We start from the raw sequence: 24,245 nt of genomic DNA on the forward strand, positions 1-24,245 counted from the left end.
TCGCAAAGGCGGACGCGCCGGGCTGGCGGTGCCCGCCCGGCGTCGCAGGCGGGTCAGCGCAGGGCGAGGAAGTCGGCGCTGACGACGAAACGCACGGCGTCCAGTCGCAGCCGCGCTTGCGGCAGTGCACCGAGCAGGGCGTGGCGCTCGTCGGTGACGGCGGCGATTTCGGTGTCGCTGATCGATGGGTTCACTGTGCGCAGGGCGAGCAGCCGCGAGAGTTCGTTGTCCAGCGATTCGGTGGCGGCGGCCACGGCGTCGTCGATGTGCGCTTGCGCGCGCGTACTGGCCAGCGCTTCGGCGCGTTCCAGCATCGGCGGCACCAGCTTGCCGAGGAACTTGCGGTAGCGTGCCACCTCGATGTGGCGGTCGTTGGCCTTGCGCAGCGCCGTGTCGCTGGGCGTGAAGTCGGCGCGTTCGACCAGGCGGGTGTCCACGGTCACCACCAGCGGCGAGGGCGGCAGGAAACGCTCGGCGTCGAGCCGGCGATCGGCCACGCATTCGAGCACGTAAACCGCCTGCAGCAGTGCGGTCCGCGGAGCCAGCACGTCGTCGACCATGAAGGCGGCATTGCCCTGTTCGCCGGACAGCGCCAGATCCAGCGCACCGGCTACCAGCGGGAGGTCCAGCCGCAGCAGCGGCAGCTCCTCGCGCGACAGCGCCACCTCACGCGAGAACGTGACCGACTGCGGGCCTTCGGCGAAGCCGGGCAGGGCGTCGGTGGAGAGGTATTGCGGGTCGAGCAGCAGCACTTGCGCGCCGAGCTCCTCGGCGTGGATGCCGAATGCCTCCAGCAGGCGCTGCACGAAGGCGTCGCGGCCCGGATCATGGTCGTCGCGGCGGAAGGCCTGCTGCAATTCGTCGGCGTGCGGGTCGCGGCTGGAAGCGAGTTCCAGCAGGTGGTCGCGGCCGCCGCGGATGAGTGCCGCCATCTGCTCGTGGCTGGCGCGGGTTTCGGCGAGCAGGGCGTCGAGTTCCTGATCGCGGTTGTCGTCGCCGCGGGCGTGCTCGTCCGCCAGGCGGGTCAGCGGCTCGCCGTAGCGGCGCAACAGTTCGCGGCCGTCGGCCGGGCTGAGGCGGAACGCGTCGACGCCTTCGTCGTACCAGCGCGCCAGCACGTGCTGGGCGCTGTCGGCCACGGCGAGGATGTGGATGGCGATGTCGTGCTTCTGGCCGATGCGGTCGAGCCGACCGATGCGCTGTTCGAGCAGGTCCGGATCCAGCGGCAGATCCCACAGCACCAGCCGGTGCGCAAACTGAAAGTTGCGGCCTTCCGAACCGATCTCCGAGCACAGCAGCAAACGCGCGCCGTCGGGCTGGGCGAAATAGGCGGCGTTGCGGTCGCGCTGCACGATGCTGAGACCTTCGTGGAAACGCGCCACGCCGACGCCGCTCTTCGTGCGCAGCGCTTCTTCCAGCGCCAGCACCTTGGCCTGGCTGCGGCAGATCAGCAGGAACTTGTCCTGCGGATGTTTCTCCAGCAGGGCGATCAGGGTATCGATGCGCGGGTCGGTGGCGTAGTCGACCTCGATCAGCGCCGGCGGCTGCTGGATGTCGGCGTGGAACTCGGCCAGCAGCGCCTGCCGTGTGCTGTCGTCGACCGTGTCGGCGTCCAGCAGGTGCCATTCGGGCAGGCGTTTGGGAAAGCCGCCGACGCCGGCGCGGTTGTTGCGGAACATCACGCGACCGGTGCCATGGCGGTCGATCAGCGCGGCCAGCAGTTCGCGCGCATGGGCCGGCCTGGTGGAATCGGCCAGCAGTGCGGTGAGCGTCGCATCGCCGTGGAAGGCCTCGGTGAGCGCGGCGTGCTGGCCGGCATCCAACGGCTGGCCGTCGAGCAGGCGGTCGGCGATCTTCGATAGCGCCTGATAGGTGTCGGCCTCGGCCAGATAGCCGTCCAGATCGTGGTAGCGCTGCGGATCGAGCAGGCGCAGGCGGGCGAAGTGGCCGCTGCGTCCGAGCTGTTCCGGGGTGGCGGTGAGAAGGATGACGCCGGGGATCGCCGCGGCCAGTTGCTCCACCATCGTGTAGCGCGGACTGGCGGCTTCCGGCGACCAGGCCAGGTGATGCGCTTCGTCCACCACCAGCAGGTCCCACGGCGCGTCCAGCAGTTGCTGCGTGTATTTCGGCGAGCTTTCCAGGAAGCCGAAGTCGGCGATCACCAGTTGCTCGTCCTCGAACGGGTTGCCGACATCGCCGGATTGCTCCAGGGCCTCGCAGCGTTCCTCGTCGTAGATCGCGAAGCTGAGGTTGAAGCGGCGCAGCATCTCGACGAACCACTGGTAGACCAGCGTGTCGGGCAACAGCAGCAGCACGCGCGAGGCGCGGCCGGTGGCGAGCTGGCGCGCGACGATCATGCCCGCCTCGATGGTCTTGCCCAGTCCCACTTCGTCGGCCAGCAGCACGCGCGGCGGGCGGCGCGCCGAGGCGATGCCGGCCACGCGCAGCTGGTGCGGCACCAGTCCGATGCGCGCGGCACCCAGGCCCCACATCGGCGAACGGCGCGCCTCGGCGCGCCGCTTCAGACCCTCCAGGCGCAGCTCGAACTGCGCCACGCTGTCGGTGCGCCCACCGATCAGGCGGTCGTCGGCCTGGCTCACGCTCTGTTCGTCGTCGAGCTGGCCTTCGTGCAGTTCGCGGCCTTCGCCGCGGTAGATCAGCAGCTCGTCCTTGATCTCGACGCGCTCGACCAGGAACGCGATGCCCTTGCCGGCGACGCGCTGGCCGGCGCGGAACTCGGCGCGCAGCAGCGGCGCCGAGTCGATCGCGTAAGGGCGCAGCACGCCGGCCTTGGCGAACAGCACCTGCACGCCGCGTCCTTCGACGCGCAGCACGGTGCCGAGGCCAAGCTCGGGTTCGGCGGAGGAGATCCAGCGTTGACCGGGTACGAACATCGTGCAGCCATCGGCGTCGGGGGTCGACGATTATCCGCCGTGCGCCGCGCCGAGGGAACCGCTGCGACGATCAGGTGACGGACCACTGCCGCAGCAGGTTGTGGTAGACGCCGGTGAGTTGCAGCACAGCGGCGTGGTCGGCGCCGGTGCGGGTCAATGCCTGGATCGAGGTGTCCAGCTCGAACAGCAGCCGGCGCTGGCTGTCGTCACGCACCAGGCTTTGCACCCAGAAGAACGAGGCCACCCGCGCGCCGCGAGTCACCGGGGCCACCCGGTGCAGGCTGCTGGACGGGTAGACGATCAGGTCGCCGGCCGGCAGTTTCACCTCGTGCTCGCCGTAGGTGTCGCTGACGATCAGTTCGCCGCCCTCGTACTCGTCCGGTTCGCCGAGGAACAGCGTGCACGAGACGTCGCTGCGCATTTGCCCGCCGCCATCGGGGAGGGCCATCACCGCGCCGTCGACGTGGAAGCCGTACTGGCCGCCGTCGGCATAGCGGTTGAAGCGTGGCGGCAGGATGCGCAGCGGCAGCGTGGCGGCGTGGAACAGCGGTTGCGCGGCCAGCGCCGCCAGCACCGTTTCGCCCAGTTGCCGACGCAGCGGCGAGGCGTCAGGCAGTTGCTGGTTATGCTTGACCCGCGCGCCCTGCGCACCCACCGTTTCGCGGCCGTCGACCCACGGCGCCGCGTCGAGCGACTCGCGCATCCGCCTGATCTGTTCGGCGCTCAGTACACCGGGAATGTGCAGCAGCATGAGTCACCCGCGGGAAGTGGTGGCGTGGGTCGGCGGGTCAAAAGCGCAACTGCGCGGTGAGCATCGCCGAGCGCGGCATGGCCGGCGTGTAGCGGTAGCCGCTCTTGTTGATCGCCGCGATGTAGTGCTTGTCGAAGACATTGTAGACATTGAGCTGCAGGTCGAGGTGCGTGTTCACCTCGAGGCTGGCCATCGCGTCGAATACCCAGTAGCCGCGGGTGAAGGCCGGCGTGCCGACCGCGCCGTCGCTGCCGCGCTTCATCCCGCCGGCATGGCGTGCGCCGCCGCCGAGGGTGAGGTTGAACGGCAGCCGGTATGTGGTCCACGCGGTGAACGCGCTGGTCGGCGTGTACGGCAGATCGGCGGAGCCGTCGCTGGTCACCGCGCTGCCGCGGATGACCTTGGCGTCCATGCGGGTATAGCCGGTGCTCACCGCCCAGCGGTCGGTGATCCTGCCGACCGCGCCGATCTCCACGCCTTGCACGCGCTTCCTGCCGACCTGGTAGTACAGGCCATCGGTCGGGTCCTGCACCAGGTCGTTGCTGACCGTGGTGCGGTACAGCGCACCGGTCAGCAGCAGCCTGTCGCCCAGCACGCTCCACTTCGTGCCCAGCTCGACGGTGCGCGCGCGCTGGGGGTCGAGGTCGGGATTGTCGGCACTGTTCGACGCGTTGCTGAGGGTAAGCGTGTTGCCGCCCGGTGGCTCCTGCGACATGGCGAAGTTGGCGTAGATGCTGCCGGCGGCGACGGGCTTGAACAGCACGCCGAGTTTGTAATTGGGCAGGTTGCCGGAGAGGCGCGCGTCCACGCTGGGCAGCACCGTCCCGGCCGGGTGACTGCCGCAGGCCGGGCCGCGCCGGCCGCCGCAGACGTCGGTGCTGACGAACCGCGTGCGGTAATGGTCCAGCCGCGCGCCGGCGTTGAGTTGCCAGCGCTCGCCGAATTTGAGCGTGTCGAACAGGTAGGCCGCGACGGTATCGGTCTTGCCGTTGCCGTGGGCACCGTTGCGGGCGTAGGCCAGGCCGCCCTGGTCGGGGTCGGGCCGGTACAGGTTTGCCGGGGGCCAGGTGCTGCCGGAGAGCGGGGCAATGCCCTGCGTCGCGGCTTGCTCGCGGCTGAGCTCGATGCCGGCGCTGAGGTCGTGGCCGACCGCGCCGGTGTCGAAGCTGGCGGCGAGGTTGGTCTGGTTGGTGAGGATGCGGTTGGTCTGGTGCTTGAAGGTCGGGTTGCTGCGCGCCACCGTCCAGGTCGAGGGGTCATCCGGGTCCGGCGTCGACAGGTGCGCCGCGGTGGCCGTGAACGAGGTGAGCAGGTAATCCTGGCGCGTGCGGCCCCAGCGCAAGGTGTCGTGCACGGCGAGGTGATCGGAGAAATCGTGTTCGACGATCGCGGTGAACATGTCGACCTGCACGTCGTCGTGGTCCTGCCGGGTGCCGTAGAAGTTGTGCGGGTCGACCGCAGCGGCGTCGGACAGGAACGGCCGCGTCGGATCGGGACTGGCGTAGCCGGGCAGGCCGATGGTGGAGACGCCGCCATCGGGCACGTTGTCGTGCTTCACGTGCAGGTAGTCGAGATAGGTCCGGGTGGCGCTGCCCAGGCCGAGGCCCAGCGACGGCGCCACGCCCCAGCGGTTGTTCTGCACCCGGTCGCGCCCCGGCACGCCGCTGTCCTGGCCCATCACGTTGAGGCGGAAGGCAGCGTCTTCGCCGATCGCCTGGTTCCAGTCCGCGGTGGCACGTTGCTGGCTGGCGCTGCCGTAACCCAGCGAGCCGGAGATGGCGTTGTCCAGCTGCGGGCGCTTGCTGACCATGTTGATCGCGCCGGTCGGCGCGGTGCGGCCGTATTCGGTGCCGTCCGGGCCCTTGGTGACTTCGATCTGCTCGATGTTGAACACGTCGCGCGAGACCGAGCCGAGGTCACGCACGCCGTCGACGAAGATGCTGCCTGAGCTGTCGAAGCCGCGCATGTACATCGTGTCGCCGGTGCTGGTGGCGCCGTTTTCGCCGGCGTAGAAGGTGCCCACGCCGGGGCTGTTGCGCAACGCCTCGGAAAGCGTGGTGGCGCCTTGCTGCTGGATCAGGTCGCGGCCGATGACGCTGATGGTCTGCGTGGTGTCCAGCAGCGGCTGGGTGAACTTGTTCGACGAGAGCTCGTCGATGCGGTAGTCGACGCCGACGCTGCCTCGCACCTGCACGCGCGGCAGGTTGCGCGCCTGCGCGACCAGCGGGGCGTCCGCGGCAGCCGCGTCGGCGGGCGTGGCGGCATGCGCGGGGGCGAGGGCCAGGCTGCCGAGGAGGGCGGTGGTCAGCAACCCGGGCGCCATCGCGGGGAGGGCGCGGCGGGTGGGGTGTTTCCTGCTCTTGATCGGGCTCATGCGGGGTCCTGTGCGTCGTGTGGAATCAGGCCGGTCCCCGTCCCGCACGCGCGACAGCCATCGCCGTCGATCGAATGGAGTGACGGCGGTGGCCGTGAAGGCGCACACGATATTGCCAATGAGAATGATTTGCAATAACTCGTCGAGGCAACAAGGCCCATTCGCCAACGACAGGCATCACACAGCGAGAGGCCCCGCAGCAGCGTGTGGGGCCTCGTGTTTCCTGCTTGTCGATGTTCGGCTGCGGCGGCGAGGCGTTGCGCCTGCCGCCGCGCCGGCGGTTACCAGATCTTCACCTGCTTGTCGGCCGGGCGAACCATCGCGTCGCCGGTCTTGCACTGGAACGCCTGGGCGAACGCCGGCATGTTGGACGGCGCGCCGATCGCGCGGAACTTCATCGGCGAATGCGGATCGGCGTTGAGGTAGACCATCTGCGCCTTGTCGCGGATGCTGCCACGCCACACGCGCGCCCAGTTGAGGAAGAAGCGCTGATCCTCGGTGTAGCCGTCGATCTTCTGCGTGGCCTCGGCCGGCTGATTCTTCAGCGCGGTCTGCAGCGCGTCGTAGGCGATGTTGAGGCCACCCAGGTCGGCGATGTTCTCGCCCAGGGTCAGCTTGCCGTTGACGTGCAGGTCCGGGTGGTCGGGCAGCGGCGCGTAGTTGTCGAACTGGTCGACCAGCTTCTGCGCGCGCTCGTCGAACTGCTTCTTGTCGGCGTCCGTCCACCAGTTGTCCAGGTTGCCGCTGCCGTCGAACTGGCTGCCCTGGTCGTCGAAGCCGTGGCTGGCCTCGTGGCCGATCACCGCGCCGATGCCGCCGTAGTTGATCGCGTCGTCGCCCTTGGCATAGAAGAACGGCGGCTGCAGGATCGCGGCCGGGAAGTTGATCGTGTTGTCGGTGGGGTTGTAGTACGCGTTGACCGTCTGCGGCGTCATGAACCATTCCTGGCGGTCGGTCGGCTGGCCGATCTTGGCGATGTCGTAGTCATGGTCGAACTGCTGCGCCGCCTCCATGTTGGCGAAGTAGTTGTCCGCGGTGATCTTCAGGCCGTCCCAGCTGCGCCACTTTTCGGGATAGCCGATCTTGGGCAGGAAGGTTTCCCACTTGGCGATCGCCTTGGCCTTGGTTTCGTCGCTCATCCAGTCGAGGTTCTGGATGCGCGCCTTCAACGCGTTGCGGATGTTGGTGACCAGTTCCTCGGCACGCTGCTTGGCTTCCGGCGGGAAATACTTGGCCACGTACAACTGGCCCAGCGCCTGCCCCATGGCATCGTTGACCGCGCTCAGCGAGCGCTTCCACTGCGGTTTCTGCTCGGGCTGGCCGCGCAGGGTCTTGTCGTAGAAATCGAAACGGGCGTCGACGAACGGCTCGGACAACACGTCGGCCGCGCCGGAGATCGTGTGGGCGGTCAGATAGGCCTTCCACTGGGCCAATGGCGCGCTGGCCAGCAGCTTGTCCATTTCGGCGAAGAACTTCGGCTGCGAAAGCGAGAAGCCCTTGTCGATGGTGACGCCCTGCGCCTTGAAGAAATCGTTCCAGTCGAAATGCGGAGTGACCTTGTTCGCCTCGGCCACGGTGACGAAGTGGTACTGGTTCTCCGGCTTGCGCATCTCCACCCGCGGGATGGAGTGCCTGGCCAGCTCGGTCTCGAACTTCATGGCCAGGTCGGCCTGGGTGGCCGCGTCCTTGGCCGGCGTGCCGGTGAGCTCGAACAGCTTGGCCAGGTATTTCACGTACTCGGCGCGCACGTCCTTGTACTTGGCATCGGTGTAGTAGTCCGGGGTGGGCAGGCCCAGGCCGCCCTGCACCGCGTAGGCGATCTGCATGCTGGCGTTCTTGTAATCCGCGCGCGCGCCGAAGCGGAACACCGCGCTGTCGCCCTTGGCGAAGGACTGGTTGAGCCAGGCGGGGATGTCCTTGTTCGACTTCAGCGCGTCGATCTTCGCCAGGTAGGGCTTGAGCGGCTCGAAGCCGGCCTTGTTGCGCGCGTCCATGTTCATGCTGGAGCGGTACAGCCAGCCGATCTTCTGCTCGATCGAACCGGGCGCGGCGCTGTCGGCGTTCTTGTCGGCCGCGTCGACCAGCGCGTGCTGGTCGGACAGGCTCTTCTCGCGCAGCAGGTTGAACGAGCCCCACACGGTCTGGTCGGCCGGGATCGGGTTGGCGGCGATCCACTTGGCGTTGACGAACTGGTTGAAGTCGGCGCACGCCTCGGCGGCCTGGCCCAGCTCGCTGATGTCGAACACGCTGGGTGCTGCCGCCGTGACGGCGCTGCTGGATGCGGGGGCCGCGCTGGCTGCGTCGGCCGGAGTCGCCGGCGTGTTGGCAGGTTCCTGCTTGCCGCACGCGGTGAGCGCCAGCGCGGCGCTGACGGCGAGCGCGAGCGGTTTCAGAAGGGTCTTGGTCATGCGGATTGCCTCCATGGATGGTTCGCCCGCAGGCGTTGCGTGGGTGTCCGGATGGCCGGTGTTCGACGGCCGGCAAGGCCGTGGCCATGCCGATTCACGCTAGGCCAAACGTCATGGGTCAAACAGTGTCAAAGGTCAGGGGCCGGCATGCAAAAGGGCCCCGCATTCGCATGCGGGGCCCCGGTTCTCAAGCGGCTGCGACGAGCGCGGTTACCAGATCTTCACCTGCTTGTCGGCCGGACGCACCATCGCGTCGCCCGGCTTGCACTGGAACGCCGCCGCGAACGCCGGCATGTTGGACGGCGCACCGATCGCGCGCAGCGGGGCCGGGGCGTGCGGGTCGGTGTTCAGCCGCAGCAGCGCCTGCTGCTCGCGGATGTTGCCGCGCCACACACGCGCCCAGTTGAGGAAGAAGCGCTGGTCCTGGGTGTAGCCGTCGATCTTCTGCGTGGCTTCGGCCGGGTGCTGCTTCAGCGCCACCTGCAAGGCGTCGTAGGCGACGTTGAGGCCGCCCAGGTCGGCGATGTTCTCGCCCAGGGTCAGCTTGCCGTTGACGTGCGCGTCGGGTTTGTCCTTGATCGGCGTGTAGTCGTTGAACTGCTGCACCAGCTTGGCCGTGCGGGCGTCGAACTTGGCGCGGTCGGCCTTGCTCCACCAGTTCACGTTGTTGCCGGCGCCGTCGAACTGGCTGCCTTCGTCGTCGAAGCCGTGGCTGGCTTCGTGACCGATCACCGCGCCGATGCCGCCGTAATTGATCGCGTCGTCGGCCTTGGCATCGAAGAACGGCGGCTGCAGGATCGCGGCCGGGAAGTTGATCGTGTTGTCGGTGGGGTTGTAGTACGCGTTGACCGTCTGCGGGGTCATGCCCCATTCCTTGCGGTCGGTCGGCTTGCCGATCTTGGCGATGTCGTAGTCGTAGTTGAACTTCGACGCTGCTTCGAGGTTGGCGTAGTAGTTGTCCGGCACGATGGTCAGGCCGTCCCAGCTGCGGAACTTGTCCGGGTAGCCGATCTTGGGCAGGAAGGTTTCCCACTTGGCGATCGCCTTGGCCTTGGTTTCGTCGCTCATCCAGTCGAGGTTCTGGATGCGCGCCTTCAGCGCGTTGCGGATGTTGGTGACCAGTTCCTCGGCGCGCTGCTTGGCCTCGGGGGTGAACTCCTGCTTGACGTACAGCTCGCCCAGCGCCATGCCCATCGAGCCGTTGACCGCATTCAGCACCTGCTTCCAGCGCGGCTTCTGCTCCGGCTGGCCGGAGAGGGTCTTGCCGTAGAAGGCGAAGCGGTTGTCGCGGAACGGCTTGCTCAGCGCATCGGCGGCGCCGTCGATGGTGTGGAAGCGCAGGTACGCCTGCCACTGGCTGGCCGGCGCGCTGGCCAGCAGCTTGTCGAACTCGGCGAAGAACTTCGGCTGCGACAGCGAGAAGCCCTTGTCGATGGTCACGCCCTGGGCCTTGAAGAAGTTCTCCCAGCTGAAGTGCGGGGTGATCTTGTCCGCTTCGGCCACGCTCACGAAGTGGTACTGGTTTTCCGGGGTGCGCAGTTCGACCGGCGCCAGCGAGGCGGCGGCCAGGCTGGTCTCGAACGCCATCACCTGGTCGGCCTGTGCCTTGGCGTCGGCGGCGGACACGCCGGTCAGCTCCAGCGTCTTGGCGATGTAGTCGAGGTAGGCCTTGCGCAGGTCGGCATGCTTCGGGTCGGTGTAGTAGTCCTTGGTGGGCAGGCCCAGGCCATCCTGGAAGGTGTAGCCGATCTGCGTTTCGGCGTGCTTGAAGTCGGCGCCGGCGCCGAACTGGAACACCAGCATGTCGCCCTGGGCGAAGCTCTTGTCGAGGAAGGCGGCCACGTCGTTGCCGTTCTTCAGCTGATCGATCTCGGCCAGCTTGGGCTTGATCGGGTCGAAGCCGGCCTTGTCGATGGCGGCCTCGTCCATGCCCGACTTGTACAGGTTGCCGATCTTCTGCTCGATCGAGCCGGCGGCAGCCTGGTCGGCGCCCTTGGCGGCGTTCTCGACGATCGTGTGCTGGGTGTTGAGGCTGTCCTCGGCCAGCTTGTCGAACGCGCCCCAGCGGGTGCGGTCGTTCGGGATCGGGTTGGCGGCGACCCACTTGGCATTGACGAACTGGTCGAAGTCCGTGCACGCCTCGGCCGGCGCACCCAGCTCGCTGACGTCGAAGATGCTCTTGCTGTCGACGGCCGCGGTGCTGCCGGCGGCGGCCGGTGCGGTGCTGGCGGTCGGCGCCGGTGCATCGGCCGGGGTGGCATCCTGCTTGCCGCAGGCGCTCACGGTCAGGGCCAGGCTGACCGCAAGGGCCAGGGGCTTCAGGTACTGCTTGGTCATGGATATCCCTCGATGGGTGGATCTGGACGGTTTGAGGTTGCGGACATGGCCGCGCGCAAAAGGCTCCCCGGGCGCGCGGACGCAGCCGTTCACGCTAGGCCAATCGACAGGGGCCAGACAGTGTCAAAGGTCAGGGGGTGAGGGGCTGAGGGCGTGCCGGACCGGCGCGGCCGGCAGGCTGTCCGGCGCCACCGCGCCGCCGGAAATGATGAAGGCCATGGCCTGGTCCATGGTCCAGTCGGTGGGGACGAGCTCGTCCACCGGCACCAGTTCCAGATAGCCGCCGGTGGGGTTGGGCGTGGTCGGGATGTACACCGCGGCGATCTCCCGGCCACTGCCTTCCTCGATCATCACCCGGGTCACGAAGCCCACCACTTTCATGCCGCGCCGCGGAAAGTCCACCAGCACCACGCGCTGCATGCCGCTGGGCTTGTTCTGCAGTACCGCCATCAGCTTCTTGGTGCCGCCGTAGATGGTCTGCACCAGCGGGATGCGCGCGAGCAGGTTGTCGAAGGCATTGAGGAAGCGCTGGCCGATCACCCGGTTTGCCACGAAGCCGAGCAGGTACAGCGAGCCCAGTGTGATCAGCAGGGCGGCGATGTAGGTGAGCCATTCCATCTTCAACGACTCGGCGGCACGCGGTGCCACCAGCGCCAGCGTGCCGAGCAGGGCCTCGACCATCGGCGCGCCGATCCCGGCCAGCACGCCCAGCACGAAATTGAATACCAGCCAGGTCACCCACAACGGGATGAAGGTCAGCAGGCCGGTCAGCAGATAGCGTTTGAGGCGGAGCGGGGGCATGGATCGATCCGGCGGGTCGTGTCCCGCATTGTAGGCGACCGGCGCGGCGACGGGCGTGGTGGCGGGCTTCCGGCGATTGGGTTAGCGTGCTGGCTCCACATGGGGATGGGGGAGTCATGAAGAAGCTGATCGGCGTGCTGCTGCTTGCATGGTTTGTCGTCGGCGCGATCCACGCGCAAGCAATACCTTCGTCCACCGCAGCGGCCCCGGCGCCGGCGGTTTCCGCGGCGGCGGCGTTCGACGCCGATGCTGCCACCCAGGCCTACATGGCCGAGCTGACGCCGGCGCAGCGGGCCAATTCCGATGCCTACTTCGAGGGCGGTTACTGGCTGACCGGCTGGGATCTGCTGGTGGCCCTGGGCGTGGCGTGGCTGCTGCTCGGCACGCGGCTCTCGGCGCGCATGCGCAACCTCGCCGAGCGACTCACCCGCTGGCGCTGGCTGCAGACGGCGATCTACGCGATCCAGTACATCGTGCTGACGACCGTGCTGACCCTGCCGTGGGCGCTGTACGAAGGTTATTTCCGCGAGCACCAGTACGGCTTGTCGAATCTGGGCCTCGGCGGCTGGCTGGGCGAGCAGGCCAAGGGGCTGGCGGTGGGGCTGATCTTCGGCACGCTGGCGCTGGTGCTGATCTATGCGGTGATCCGGCGCGCCACGCGCACCTGGTGGTTGTGGGGCGCGGGGGTGGCCATCGTGTTCGTGATGTTCATGGCCACCATCGCGCCGGTCTACATCTCGCCGCTGTTCAATACCTACCAGTCGCTGCCGGAGAGCCCGCTGAAGGAGCAGGTCCTGTCGATGGCGCGCGCCAACGGCATCCCCGCCTCGGACGTGTACTGGTTCGACGCCTCGCGGCAGAGCAAGCGCATCAGCGCCAACGTCAGCGGCATGTTCGGCACCACCCGCATCAGCCTCAACGACAACCTGCTCAAGCGCAGCTCGCCGGAAGAGATCAAGGCCGTGCTCGGGCACGAGATGGGCCACTACGTGCTCAACCACATCTACAAGGGCATCGTGTTCTTCGGCGTCATCATCGTGATCGGCTTCGCCTTCGTGCGCTGGGGCTTCGGCTGGGCGCAGCGGCGCTGGGGCGAACGCTGGCAGTTGCGCGACGTGGGCGACGTGGCGGGCTTGCCGCTGATCGCGGCGCTGTTCGCGATCTTCATGTTCTTCATGACGCCGGTGAACAACACCATCACCCGCAGCATGGAGGCCGAGGCCGACGCGTTCGGCCTGAACGCGGCACGCCAGCCGGATGGTTTTGCGCATGTCGCGGTGCAGTTGTCCGAGTACCGCAAGATGCATCCCGGTCCGGTCGAGGAGTTCCTGTTCTTCGACCATCCCAGTGGCTGGCAGCGCATCCATCGCGCGATGGTGTGGAAGGCCGAGCATCTGGACGATCCGGGGGTTCGCCGCCAGGGTGCCGACATACCGCAAGCGGCGCGCTGAATCGGGCGCCTGCGCGCCTCAGCGGCGGCGGTGGTCCGGATGCGGCCTCAGCACTGCACCCGGCCGCCGGCGAGTTGCGTGCACGGCTGGTAGGTCGGCGGTGGGGGCGGCGTCCAGCGATGGCCGTGATCGCCGTCGTGGTCGTGCGGGCGGTGTCGATACGGCGGCGCCGGCGCCCCCCAGTAGAGCGGCGCGTAGTCGTCCACCGGCTGGGACAACGCCTCGCGATACTGGTCGTTCTGCTGGCGCAGGGTGTCGTTCTCGACCTGCAACTGGTTGCGCTCGGCCTCCTGGTCGAGCTGCGCCTGCCGGCGCGCGGCATCCTCGCGCTGCTGCGCGGCGAGGGCCTCGTCGTAGCGGCGTTGTTCGGCGTCCTCCTGCGCCTGCCGATAGGCGGCCACGCGCTCCTCGTACAACGCGTCGAGATGGCGCGCGTGGGCGTACTGCCTGGCGAGGTCGTGCTGGCCCAGGCGCAGGTAGCGGTCGATCACCTCGCTGTCGTCGGCCTGGTGCAGCAGCTGGCCCTTGCCGTCGGCACAGGGGTGATCGGTATAGGCTACGCCGCCGCCGGCCTGCGGGCACTTGTAGATGTTCTGGGCGCCGGCCGCCGGGGCCAGCAACCACAAGGCCAGCGCCAGGCCAGGCAGCAACGATGAGGCGATCGAGTCGTTCATGGTGATGGCCACTTTGCGGCAGCGCGACTGGATGCCGCGTGACTGGAAGCTTGCCCCCGGCGCGTACCTTCGTCCAGCCCGCAGGCGCCCGGTTCAGCCGCGCCGCGGGATCTGCAGGCCGCGCGCCACCGCCGGCCGCGCCATGCCGCGCTCCAGCCAGGCGGGCACGTGCACGAGGCGGTCGTAGTCGACCAGCTCGCGCGCCTCGTAGAAGGTGATCAGGTTGTTCACCCAGCCCAGCGTGGCGATGTCGGCGATGCCGTAGTCGTCGCCCATGATCCAGTCGCGGCCCGCGAGGCGAGCCTCGAGTACGGCGAGCAGTCGTTTCGATTCGTTGGCGTAGCGCTCGCGCGGGCGCTTGTCGGCGATCTCCCTGCCGGCGAACTTGTTGAAGTAACCGAGCTGGCCGAACATCGGGCCGATCGACGCCATCTGGAAGAACACCCACTGGATGCACTCCCAGCGCCGCGCGGGTTCGGCGGGAATGAAGCCGCCGGTCTTGTCGGCCAGGTACAGCAGGATGGCGCCGGATTCGAACAGCGCCAGCGGCTCGCTGCCGGGGCCGTCGGGGTCGATGATCGCGGGAATCTTGCCGTTGGGGTTGATCGACAGGAACTCCGGCGTGTGGCTTTCGTCGTTGGTGATGTCGACCAGGTGCGGCTCGTACGGCAACCCGGTTTCCTCCAGCATGATCGACGCTTTCACGCCGTTGGGCGTGTTGAGCGAATACAGCTGGATGCGTTCGGGGTGCCGCGCGGGCCAGCGCGCGGTGATCGGAAAACGGGACAGGTCGGGCATGCTGTTTCGTCATGGTTGCGGAATCGCCCATTGTGCCCCGACGGGCACCATGTGCCGTGAAATCAAGCCGCCGCAGCGGCGCGCCCGGCTTGCCGCCACGCGCGCAAGCCGATCGCCGCCAGCACCACGAAGCCGGCGTAGAGCACCGAGGTGATCAGCAGGTGCTTGTAGATGTATTCGCCGACATAGATCACGTCCACCGCAATCCACAGCCACCACGCCGCGATGTGGCGGCGGCCCTGCCACCACTGCGCGACCAGGCTGAAGGCGGTGAGTGCCGCGTCCAGCCAGGGCAGCGCGGCATCGGTCCAGCGATGCATCGAATAGCCGAGCAGCAAGGCCGCGACGGTACCGATGGTCAGGTGGACGATCGCCTGCATCAGCGGCAGCGGGGCGAGCTGGACGCGACCGTCGTCGTCCAGGTTCTGCAGCCAGCGTCGCCAGCCGTAGACGATCAGGCCGGCGAAGGCGAGCTGCAGCAGGGCGTCGGAATACAGCCTGGCGTCGATGAAGATCCAGCCGTAGACCAGCACCGACACCAGCCCGACCGGCCAGCACCAGGGCCGCCGCCTGGCGGTGAGCCAGACGGCCCAGGCGCTGATCAGCGCGCCGGCGAGTTCGATCCAGATCACTGGAAGTCGTAGCTGACGGAGAGCCGCGCCAGCCGCGGCGCAGCCGGGAACAGGTAGCGATCGCCGCCGGCCGAGCCGGTGTCGCGCCAGTAGAAGTGGTTGAACACGTTGTCCACCGACAACCGCCAGGTCAGCGCGTGGCCGCGCCACGGCGTGGTGTAGCGCAGGCCGGCGTCGAACACGTCGTACGACGGTACGCGCACGGCGCCATCGGGCGTGGCGACGTTGGCCGACGCGTGGCGCCAGCCGCCGAGCAGGCTCAGTGCCGGTGCGGACGGCAGGCGGTAGTCGAGGAATACGGCGGCACGCAGGCGCGGCACGTTGGTCAACTGGTGGCCCTCGTACGCGGGCGTGCCGCTGCCTTCGGCGCGGGCCTGGATGACGCTGGCGCTGGCGATCACGCGCAGGTTGTCGCCGAGCCGGCCGTTCGCGCCCAGCTCGACACCCGTATGCACTTCATCGCCTTGCTGCACGAAGGTGAATCCCTCGGGCGTGCCGTCCGGCCGGGCGAACTGGCCGGGCTGGTGGATGCGGTAGAGCGCGCCGCTCAGCGCCAGCGCATCGGTGGCCTGCAGCTTGACGCCGGCTTCGAGCTGGCGCGACAGCCGCGGCCCCAGCGTGCTGCCGCCGTTGCTGGTCCAGTACGGCGCCTCGATGCCCAGCGACAGGCCTTCGCTGTAGCTCAGGTATACGGTGGTCGGTGCGTTCGGCTGCCACAACACGGCGGCCTGCGGCAACGCCTTGCGCAAGCGGGTGGTGCGCTCGGGCGCACCGCTGTCGTCGTAGCTGCGCTCGTGCAGGCGTGCCAGTCGGGCGCCGGCGATCAGCTGCCAGCGCTCGCCCAGGTGCACGCGATCCAGCGCGAACAGCGAATGCTGCCAACTGGTGAGCCGGCGCACCGAAGGGCCGGGCTGGTTCGGCGAGGGCGCGAAGATGGGTGGGTCGGCCTGGTCGATGTTGCCGGTGCCGACGTAGTCGTAGACATAGGCGCGGCGGTCGATGGTGCGGCGGAACGCGCTGGCGCCGAGGCTCAGCTCGTGGCTCAGCGCGCCGGTGGCGAAACGACCTTCGAGCACGGCGCGGGCCTCGTCGCTGACGCGGGTGTCGTCGGGGCTGCGGAAATCATAGATGTCGTAGTCGCCGTTGGGCGCGAAGAACCAGCCGGGCACGCTGCCGTCGGCGCATTCGCTGGCGTAGAAGCAGCCGTAGGCGAACGCTACGTTGTCGTCGATCACGCTGCGGCTGTGGCCGCCGGCGAAGCGCAGGTGCCAGTCGTCGCTGAAGGCATGCTCGATGCGCACGCTGCTGTTGGACGACTGGATACCCACCGGCTGCTGCCACGGCTGATAGCCCAGCATGCGCGTGGCGTCCGGGTGCGCCGGCAGCGTCGTGCCGCCGAGCAACTGGTAGCCCGACACCGAACGCTGGCCGCTGGTCTGGTAGTTGCCGTCCAGCTCCAGCGTGGTGCGCTCGCTGATCTTCCAGTCCGCCGCCAGCGCCAGCATGCTGCGTCGGCCGTTGGCGTGGTGCACATACGAATGGATGTCCTCGTGGGCCGCGTTGACGCGCACGCCGAACTGCGGCGTGAGCCAGCCGCCGACGTCGACTGCGACGTGGCGCGAGCCGTGCGAATCGGTGCCCAGGGTGACGCTGCGCACGTCGGCCGGCCGCTTGCTGACGTAATTGACCACGCCGCCGGGCTCCATCACGCCGGCTTCCAGGCCAGCCAGGCCTTTCAGGATCTGCACCTGCTGCACGTCTTCCAGCGGCACCTTCTGCTCGCCGGCGATGGTCAGGCCGTTGCTGCGAAAGCCGGTAGCGGGGTCCAGCACGTAGCCGCGGATCGCGATGTCCTGGTAGTAGCCGACCGGCGCGTAGTTGTCGCCCAGCGCGGCATCCTCGCGGGCCAGTTCGCTGAGCGTGCGGATCTGCCGGTCGTCCAGCTGCTGGCGCGCCACCACGGTGATCGACGCCGGCGTGTCGTGCAGCGTGGCGCGGCCGTAGCTGTCGAGGCCGCTGTCGCGCGGGTGCTCCGGCGCCTGTCCGCGCACGTGCACGGTGGCCAGGTCGACGGCCTGCGGGGTATCGGGTTGCGGGGTGGCGCTGCCGGTGGCGGCCGCGCCGGTGGCGGCAAGGGCGGCAAGCAGGGCCAGGGCGAGGGGAGTGCGGGTCATCGTCGTCGTCTTCGGGTAGCGGACGAAGCGACGGCGAACCGGTACGTTCGCGAGAACGATCCGACTCTGCAAGCTCCCTACGCCGGTATTGACCGGATCAGGTTCCAAGGGACTCTCTCAGCCCGGCGTTTTGCCGGGCACCCCCGCTTCAAGAATGCGTATTGAAACACGAATGGGCGCGGCCTGCCGAATCGCCCTGCGCGCCGGTGGCAAGGGCGCGGATGGTTTGCAACAGAGCCTGCCCGGCGGATGTGCGGAACCACGCCGCATGGCCGCGCAAAAAGGTGTCGTAGGCAACGTCGGCGCTCGCAGTCGATTGCGTGATTGCGTGGAAGTACTCCACTTCGGACAGAGCGAAATCCACGTGCACCAGCGGCAGCAGGTCGGCCAGCAGTTGCAGGTCGTCGCGGGCGAGTGGGCGGATTTCCCGATAACCCTCGATCAGCGCGCGGGCGATGGACGGATGGATCGCCGCCGCACCGGTATCCAGCGCCAGCCATGCGACCGCATTGCGCTCGATCGCGGTGGCGAGGTCGAACAGCGCGCAGTTCGCCGCGGCCAGGCCGAAATCGAGCACGGCGGTGATGTCGGCGTCGTCGCCGCTGCCGCTCCAGCAGAGGTTGGAGACGTGCCAGTCGCCGTGCGTCCACAGCCGTGGTTGCCGGGCCAGCGCTGGCTGCAGGCGCGCGTGCCATGGCGCGAGCAGGTCGGCGAACTCGCGCTGCCAGGGCCGGCCGCGCAAGTAATCGGCGAGGCCGGGTCGCTGCGGCAACTGCGATTCCAGTGCCGCCACCGGATCGGCAGCGGCGATCAGCTCGCTGCGTGCCACCAGAATGTGGGTGCTGCGCTGGGGCGCCGCGTAGTCGGCGCCGGCGTCGTGCAGCCGCGCCAGCATGCGGCCGGCGCGGCGCGCGTGGAACGGGTTCGGCAATGGCTGCCACGAGACCAGCTCGCGGTACAGGTCGATGCCCGCGGCGCGCCGATGCACTTCGTAGACCCAGTCGCCGATGGCGATGGCGGTGTCGCCGTCGGCGTCGCGCAACACGTCGGCCAGCGGCAGTCCGTGCTGGCGCAGGTGCGCGATGTAGCGGTGTTCCTCCGTCAGCGTGGCGGCCGAGCGCACCCGTTGATGATGGCGCTTGACGAACAGCGTGCCGGCTTCGGTGTCGACCAGACAGGCCGCCGAGAGCGGGCGCGGACTGTGCCAGACGACTCGCCGCAAGGCGCCGGTTTGCGGAAAGCGGCTCAGCAGCACCTGCAGTTCCGGCGCGACGAGAGCCGGCCAGTCGGGAGCGATATCGTCGCCGGCCAGGCCGTGCACGAGGTGATCGGGGTCTGCAGGGGCGGTCGGCTTTGGCATCGGCACGATTATCGCCCAGCCGCTGCGCCTTTCGGCCGACGGTGTTTTTCGCGTCTAATGACGCTCTTTGCCCGGGTCCGTGCGCATCCCATGAGTGCCTTGCTGCTGCTGTTCGTCTGCCTGCTGCTCGGCGTCGTGGTGGCGCGTTTCGCGCGGCTGCCGGCGGGCATCGTGCAAGGCATCAACTGGTGGGTGCTGAACGTGGCGCTGGCGGCGCTGGTGCTGGAGCTGATCCCGAAGCTGAAGTTCAACGCCGACCTGTGGTTCGTGGTGGCCGCGATGTGGCTCACCTTCGGCGGCGCCTGGTTGCTGTTCGGCCTGCTCGGCCCGCGGCTGGGCTGGTCGCGGCAGCGCACCGGTTCGCTGATCTTGGTGTGCGGGCTGGGCAACACCGCCTACATGGGTTATCCGATGGTGCAGGCGCTGCACGGCAAGGCCGGCCTGGCGCTGGCCGTGGTCGCCGATCAGCTGGGCGCGTTTCCGGTGCTGGCGTCGGCGGGCATCGTGGTGGCATCGCTTTATTCCGGACGCACGCCGCAGCTGCGCCCGATGCTGCGCCGCGTGTTTTCGTTTCCGCCGTTCCTGGCCTTGTTGCTGGGCATAGCGGTGGGCCGCCTCGGTGGCTGGCCGGAGTGGCTCGACGGGGTGTTCGCGCCGATCGGGGCCACGCTGACGCCGCTGGCGCTGTTCTCGGTCGGTTTGCAGTTCAAGTTCCATCCCGGCCAGCGTCAGCTCGGCGCGGCCGTCTGGGGGTTGGGCTGGAAGCTGCTGCTGGCGCCGCTGCTGTGCTGGCTGATGGGCACGGCGGCGGGCGTGGAGGGCCTGGTGCTCACGGTGGGCGTGCTGCAGGCGGCGATGGCGCCGATGGTGTCGGCGGCGATCCTGGCCGACGAGTACGAGCTCGACCCGGCGCTGGCCAACACCGTGCTGGGCGCGGGCATCGTGCTGTCGCTGCTGACCGTCCCGCTGGCCAACTATCTGATGGTCGGCGCGGCGTGGTGAGCGACGCGGTGCGGACGCTTGCGTCGCGGCCGCGCTGCGTCGAGACTGGGCGGGGATTTCCCGGGGGAAGGGGCTCGCGTCATGTCCGGCTTTGAGCTGATACGGCGGATTTTCGGCAACGAACACGGCGAGCGTCGTGCGGTGCCGCGCAGTGGCGTGCCCAAGGAAGCGCACATCCTGGTGGTCGACGACTCGCCGACCATTCGCGCGGTGCTGGGCAAGATGCTCACCCAGGACGGCCACGTGGTGTTCAAGGCGGCCGACGGCGAGAGCGCGATCGAGCTGGCCCGCAACGAATTGCCCGACCTGATTTTCCTGGACATCGTGATGCCCGGCATGAACGGCTTCGCCGTGCTGCGCGCGTTGCGCCGCGAAGCGCTCACCCACGACATCCCGATCGTGATGATCAGCGGCAACCTGCAGGCCACCGAGCAGTTCTACGTGCAGCGATTCGGCGCCGACGACTTCATGAAAAAGCCGTTCGGCCGCGGCGAGGTGTTTGCGCGCCTGCAGCACCTGACCCAGTCCGGCCGCCTGGTGGTGCGACCGCGCACCAGCGTGCCGGTGGCGGCGGCCGAGCCGGTGCTCAGCGCCGACGAGCAGGCGGCCATTCCGGACATCGCCATGCCCGATCCGCAGGACCTGGTGCCGCCTCCGGGCGAAACGAACTGAACGGCATGCCCGAGGAACGCGGCGAGCTGCGTCTCGACATCTGGCTGTGGGCGGCACGCTTCTTCAAGACCCGTGGCCTCGCCCGCGCGGCGATCGAGGCCGGGCGCGTGGAACTCGATGGCGCGCGCTGCAAGCCTTCCCGCGCCGTGCATGTCGGCGATCGAATGCAGGTCAATCGCGGGCACGAGCGACTGGAACTGGACGTGCTCGCGCTGGCCTGGCGGCGCGGGCCGGCCAGCGAGGCGCAATGGCTGTATCGGGAAACCGAAGCCAGCCGCGAGGCCGCCGAGGTATTGCGCGAACAGCGTCGCCTGAGCGGCGCGGCACTCGATCATCCGGCACATCGACCCGACAAGCAGGCGCGCCGGCAATTGCGGAAGATCAAGGACTTGCGTTGACAAGTTCAGGCTGAGTACTGCGTCGCACATTGCTGCGTCGCTCTGCGCGAGCATGCGCGACGTATCCACGAGTGCGCCCCGCGCGCACCACTCACGACCCGGGGAGAAGGCATGGACGGACTGGCACGCATCAGTGGCATCGGCTTCATCAAGCGCCTGCTGGGCGGGCATGCGGTCGAGCCGCAACACGTGCAGACCACGCAGGGCGCGCGCATGCTGGTAGTGGACGATTCGCCCACGATCTGCGCCGTGCTCGGCAAGATGCTCAGCCAGGATGGCTACCACCCGTTGAAGGCGGCCGATGGCGCGGCGGCGATCGAGCTGGCGCGCAGCGAGTTGCCGGCGCTGATCTTCCTCGACGTGGTGATGCCCGGCATGAACGGTTTCAGCGTGCTGCGCGCGCTGCGCCACGATCCGGCCACGCGCGACATCCCGATCATCATGATCAGCGGCAACCAGCAGGCCACCGAGCAGTTCTACCTGCAGCGTTACGGTGCGGACGACTTCATGAAAAAGCCGTTCGACCGCGACGACGTGTACGAGCGCATCGGCAGCCTGGTGGCCGCCGGGCGGTTGCCCGCCCGCGATACCTCGGTGGCGGAGAACACGCTGCTGTCTGCCTTGTCGGCGGAGGCGCTGGACGGCATTCCCGACATCGCCATGCCCGATGCCGGGACGCCGGGAACGACCGAGGCGCCGCTGCCGCTGCATCGCGTGGCTTGACAGCGCGCCGGCTCAGTCCAGCGATTTCAGCCGGTACAGGGCTTCCAGCGCCTCGCGCGGCGTCAGCGTATCCGGATCGATGCGTTCCAGCTCGCGCTGGGCGGCCGAGGGTTGCGCCGGCGCAAACAATCCCAGTTGCGGCGAAGCTTCAGCGGAGGGCGCTGCGCTGGCGTGCCGGTGCATGCCGCGTTCGAGTTCGGCCAGCGTGCGCTTCGCATCGGCGATCACCGATTTCGGCAGGCCGGCCAGCGCGGCCACCTGGAGACCGAAGCTGCGGTTGGCCGGGCCGTCCTTCACCGCGTGCATGAACACCAGCTGCTCGCCGCGCTTCTGGTCGTGCAGCTCGACCGCATCCAGGTGCACGTTGGCGATCGCCGGGAACTCGCCGGCCAGTTCGGTCAGCTCGAAATAATGCGTGGCGAACAAGGTGTACGCGCGGCAGTGCCGCGCCAGGTGCACGGCGGCGGCGCGGGCCAGCGCCAGACCGTCGTAGGTGCTGGTGCCGCGGCCGACCTCGTCCATCAGCACGAGGCTGTCGGCGGTGGCGTTGTGCAGGATGTTCGCCGTCTCGCTCATCTCCACCATGAAGGTGGACTGGCCACGCGAAAGATCGTCGCCGGCGCCGATGCGGGTGAAGATGCGGTCGATCGGGCCGATCACCGCGCTGGCCGCCGGCACGTAGCTGCCGATGTGCGCAAGCAGCACGATCAGCGCGTTCTGGCGCATGTAGGTGGACTTGCCGCCCATGTTCGGGCCGGTGATCACCAGCATGCGGCGGGTGTCGTCGAGCTTCAGGTCGTTCGGCTCGAACGGCTCGTCGCGGACTTTCTCGACCACCGGGTGGCGGCCGCGCTCGATCGCGATGCCCGGTTCGTCGGTGAGCTGCGGTGCGCTCCAGTCGAGCGCTTCGGCGCGCTCGGCCAGGGTGGCCAGCACGTCCAGTTCGGCCATCGCGGCGGCGGCGGTTTTCAGCGGTTCGAGTTTCTCGGTGAGCGTGTCGAGCAGCGCCTCGTACAGCGCGCGCTCGCGCATCAGCGAGCGTTCCTTCGCCGACAGCACCTTGTCCTCGAACGCCTTCAGTTCCTCGGTGATGTAGCGCTCGGCGTTCTTGGTGGTCTGCCGGCGCGTGTAGTGCGTGGGCGCCTTGTCCGACTGCGCCTTGGTGATCTCGATGTAGTAGCCGTGCACGCGGTTGTAGCCGACCTTCAGCGTGGTGATGCCGCTGGCGGCCTTCTCGCGTTCCTCCAGCTCGACCAGGAATTGGTCGGCATGGGTGGACAGGCGGCGCAGTTCGTCGAGTTCCGCGTCGTAGCCGTCGGCCACCACGCCGCCGTCGCGCTGCAGTACCGGCGGTTGCTCGACGATGGCGTGGGCGAGCAGGGTGGCGGTGTCCGCGTGGTCGCCGATGCGTTCGACCAGGGCATGCAGCAGCGGGCTGTCCAGACCGTCGATGCGCTGCTGCAACTCCGGTGCAGCCAGCAAGCCGTCGCGCAGGGTCGAAAGATCGCGCGGGCGCGCCGAGCGCAGCGCCACGCGGGCGAGGATGCGTTCGAGATCGCCGATGCCGCGCAACTGCTCGCGCAGGGGTGCGCCGCGGCGGCTGTCGGTCAGCATGCCGATCGCCTGATGGCGCCGGCGCAGCACGTCGTGCGAGCGCAGTGGGCGGTTCAGCCAGCGGCGCAGCGCTCGCGCGCCCATCGGCGTCACGGTTTCGTCGAGCACGCCGAGCAAGGTGTGTTCGGTGCGCCCGCTCGGGTGGGTGTCCAGCTCCAGGTTGCGCCGCGTGGCCGCGTCCAGCGCGATCGTCTCGCTGGCACTTTCCACGGCCATGCCGGTGAGGTGCGGCAGCGCGCTCTTCTGGGTTTCCTCGAGGTAGCCGAGCAAACAACCGGCGGCGGCCACGGCCAGCGGCAGCTTGTCCACGCCGAAACCGCCGAGGTCGTGGGTGCCGAAGAAACGGTTCAGTTCGCGCTGCGCCGCGTCGCTGTCGAAATGCCACGGCGGACGCTTGCGCAGGCCGGGCAGGGCGCTGACCAGCTTCGGCCAGGCCACGTCTTCGCCGACCAGGGTCTCGGCCGGCTGCAACCGTGCCAGCTCGGCGGCCAGCGCCTCGGCGCTGGGCACTTCGCTGAGCAGGAAACGGCCGCTGGAAAGATCGACCCAGGCCAGCCCGTAATCGCCGCGCGCGCCGGCGGCGATCGCCAGCAGCAGGTTGTCGCGGCGTTCCTCCAGCAGCGCGGCATCGGTCACCGTGCCGGGGGTGACCACGCGCACCACCTTGCGCTCGACGATGCCCTTGGCCAGTGCCGGGTCACCCATCTGCTCGCAGATCGCCACCGACTCGCCCAGGCGCACCAGCCGCGCCAGGTAGTTCTCCGCCGCGTGGTATGGCACGCCGGCCATCGGGATCGGCGCACCGGCCGATTGCCCGCGCTGGGTCAGCGTGATGTCGAGCAGCCGCGCCGCCTTGCGCGCATCGTCGTAGAACAGCTCGTAGAAATCGCCCATGCGGAAGAACAGCAGCACGTCCGGGTGCTCGGCCTTGGCGGCGAGGTACTGGCGCATGGAAGGAGAATGGGCAGCCAACCAAGCAGCGTGCGCCTCTTTGTCATTTTTGTCAATCATTTCAAGGTTTTGGCTTTTGGTATTTTTGTACAGTTTGGGTGATTTCGTGTGCTTTTCGCGCGTCCGTGGCTTGGAGGGGACAAATTGGTGTCCGGGTAGCGTCCAAGTTGAAGAGGGTGCGCATGTCGGTGTCCTGGGGTGTCCAAGTTCTTCTTCAGGGAAAACCAATGA

17 protein-coding genes and 1 riboswitch are annotated in these 24,245 nt (G+C 68.4%); of the genes, 5 read left to right on the plus strand and 12 right to left on the minus strand.

What is annotated here, in order from left to right; translation table 11 throughout:
* Positions 1 to 53: 53 nt before the first annotated feature.
* The 6 genes from rapA to ACVCMG_RS15875 form a co-directional block, all read right to left on the minus strand.
* Entirely contained in the window at positions 54 to 2,894 is a 2,841-nt protein-coding gene (gene rapA, locus ACVCMG_RS15850) for an RNA polymerase-associated protein RapA (RefSeq protein WP_447114525.1), read from the minus strand.
* Between the two features lie 70 nt (positions 2,895 to 2,964).
* Positions 2,965 to 3,645, minus strand: a complete 681-nt coding sequence (locus tag ACVCMG_RS15855) for a Fe2+-dependent dioxygenase (protein WP_447114526.1) — start codon at positions 3,643 to 3,645, stop codon at positions 2,965 to 2,967.
* 37 nt (positions 3,646 to 3,682) lie between these two features.
* On the minus strand, positions 3,683 to 6,019 hold the full coding sequence (locus ACVCMG_RS15860) for a catecholate siderophore receptor Fiu (protein ID WP_447106475.1): 2,337 nt from the start codon (positions 6,017 to 6,019) through the stop codon (positions 3,683 to 3,685).
* Between the two features lie 281 nt (positions 6,020 to 6,300).
* Positions 6,301 to 8,427 carry a M13 family metallopeptidase gene (locus ACVCMG_RS15865; protein WP_447106474.1) on the minus strand — a complete coding sequence of 709 codons (2,127 nt, stop codon included), beginning with the start codon at positions 8,425 to 8,427 and terminating at the stop codon, positions 6,301 to 6,303.
* A gap of 210 nt (positions 8,428 to 8,637) precedes the next feature.
* On the minus strand, positions 8,638 to 10,764 hold the full coding sequence (locus ACVCMG_RS15870) for a M13 family metallopeptidase (RefSeq protein ID WP_447106473.1): 2,127 nt from the start codon (positions 10,762 to 10,764) through the stop codon (positions 8,638 to 8,640).
* Positions 10,765 to 10,887: 123 nt separating this feature from the next.
* Positions 10,888 to 11,565, minus strand: coding sequence for a DUF502 domain-containing protein (locus ACVCMG_RS15875; RefSeq protein ID WP_395119608.1), 678 nt, complete (start codon positions 11,563 to 11,565; stop codon positions 10,888 to 10,890).
* Positions 11,566 to 11,681: 116 nt separating this feature from the next.
* Here ACVCMG_RS15875 and ACVCMG_RS15880 point away from each other — a divergent pair, with 116 nt between their 5' ends.
* Positions 11,682 to 13,016 carry a M48 family metallopeptidase gene (locus ACVCMG_RS15880; protein ID WP_395119607.1) on the plus strand — a complete coding sequence of 445 codons (1,335 nt, stop codon included), beginning with the start codon at positions 11,682 to 11,684 and terminating at the stop codon, positions 13,014 to 13,016.
* 47 nt (positions 13,017 to 13,063) lie between these two features.
* Here the strand turns inward: ACVCMG_RS15880 and ACVCMG_RS15885 are convergent, their stop codons facing one another.
* The 5 genes from ACVCMG_RS15885 to ACVCMG_RS15905 form a co-directional block, all read right to left on the minus strand.
* Positions 13,064 to 13,690, minus strand: a complete 627-nt coding sequence (locus ACVCMG_RS15885) for a DUF4124 domain-containing protein (protein WP_447098423.1) — start codon at positions 13,688 to 13,690, stop codon at positions 13,064 to 13,066.
* A gap of 93 nt (positions 13,691 to 13,783) precedes the next feature.
* On the minus strand, positions 13,784 to 14,488 hold the full coding sequence (locus ACVCMG_RS15890) for a glutathione S-transferase N-terminal domain-containing protein (RefSeq protein ID WP_447106472.1): 705 nt from the start codon (positions 14,486 to 14,488) through the stop codon (positions 13,784 to 13,786).
* Positions 14,489 to 14,550: 62 nt separating this feature from the next.
* Positions 14,551 to 15,120 carry a nicotinamide riboside transporter PnuC gene (pnuC, locus tag ACVCMG_RS15895; RefSeq protein WP_395119604.1) on the minus strand — a complete coding sequence of 190 codons (570 nt, stop codon included), beginning with the start codon at positions 15,118 to 15,120 and terminating at the stop codon, positions 14,551 to 14,553.
* A complete protein-coding gene (locus tag ACVCMG_RS15900) occupies positions 15,117 to 17,294 on the minus strand; it encodes a TonB-dependent siderophore receptor (RefSeq protein WP_447106471.1) in 2,178 nt (725 codons plus the stop codon). Before ACVCMG_RS15900 ends, pnuC begins: the two co-directional genes overlap by 4 nt.
* 57 nt (positions 17,295 to 17,351) lie before the next feature.
* A riboswitch (TPP riboswitch) is annotated at positions 17,352 to 17,449 on the minus strand.
* Positions 17,443 to 18,654 (minus strand): phosphotransferase enzyme family protein, encoded by a 1,212-nt coding sequence (locus tag ACVCMG_RS15905; protein ID WP_447106470.1) that lies wholly within the window; start codon positions 18,652 to 18,654, stop codon positions 17,443 to 17,445. (Overlaps the previous riboswitch by 7 nt.)
* A 90-nt stretch (positions 18,655 to 18,744) precedes the next feature.
* Between ACVCMG_RS15905 and ACVCMG_RS15910 the strand changes: the two genes are divergently transcribed.
* The 4 genes from ACVCMG_RS15910 to ACVCMG_RS15925 all read left to right on the plus strand — a co-directional run bounded on the left by ACVCMG_RS15910 (position 18,745) and on the right by ACVCMG_RS15925 (position 21,449).
* Positions 18,745 to 19,656, plus strand: a complete 912-nt coding sequence (locus tag ACVCMG_RS15910) for an AEC family transporter (protein ID WP_447114527.1) — start codon at positions 18,745 to 18,747, stop codon at positions 19,654 to 19,656.
* A gap of 81 nt (positions 19,657 to 19,737) precedes the next feature.
* A complete protein-coding gene (locus ACVCMG_RS15915) occupies positions 19,738 to 20,328 on the plus strand; it encodes a response regulator (protein ID WP_447100003.1) in 591 nt (196 codons plus the stop codon).
* 5 nt (positions 20,329 to 20,333) lie between these two features.
* A complete protein-coding gene (locus tag ACVCMG_RS15920) occupies positions 20,334 to 20,726 on the plus strand; it encodes an RNA-binding S4 domain-containing protein (RefSeq protein ID WP_447106468.1) in 393 nt (130 codons plus the stop codon).
* Between the two features lie 111 nt (positions 20,727 to 20,837).
* Positions 20,838 to 21,449 (plus strand): response regulator, encoded by a 612-nt coding sequence (locus tag ACVCMG_RS15925; RefSeq protein ID WP_395119598.1) that lies wholly within the window; start codon positions 20,838 to 20,840, stop codon positions 21,447 to 21,449.
* Positions 21,450 to 21,461: 12 nt separating this feature from the next.
* On the opposite strand, the gene mutS is transcribed toward ACVCMG_RS15925, so the two are convergent.
* Complete coding sequence (mutS, locus tag ACVCMG_RS15930; RefSeq protein ID WP_447114528.1) at positions 21,462 to 24,014, minus strand: DNA mismatch repair protein MutS; 2,553 nt, start codon at positions 24,012 to 24,014, stop codon at positions 21,462 to 21,464.
* Positions 24,015 to 24,245: the final 231 nt, after the last annotated feature.

Source organism: Rhodanobacter sp. UC4451_H18, from assembly GCF_052978225.1.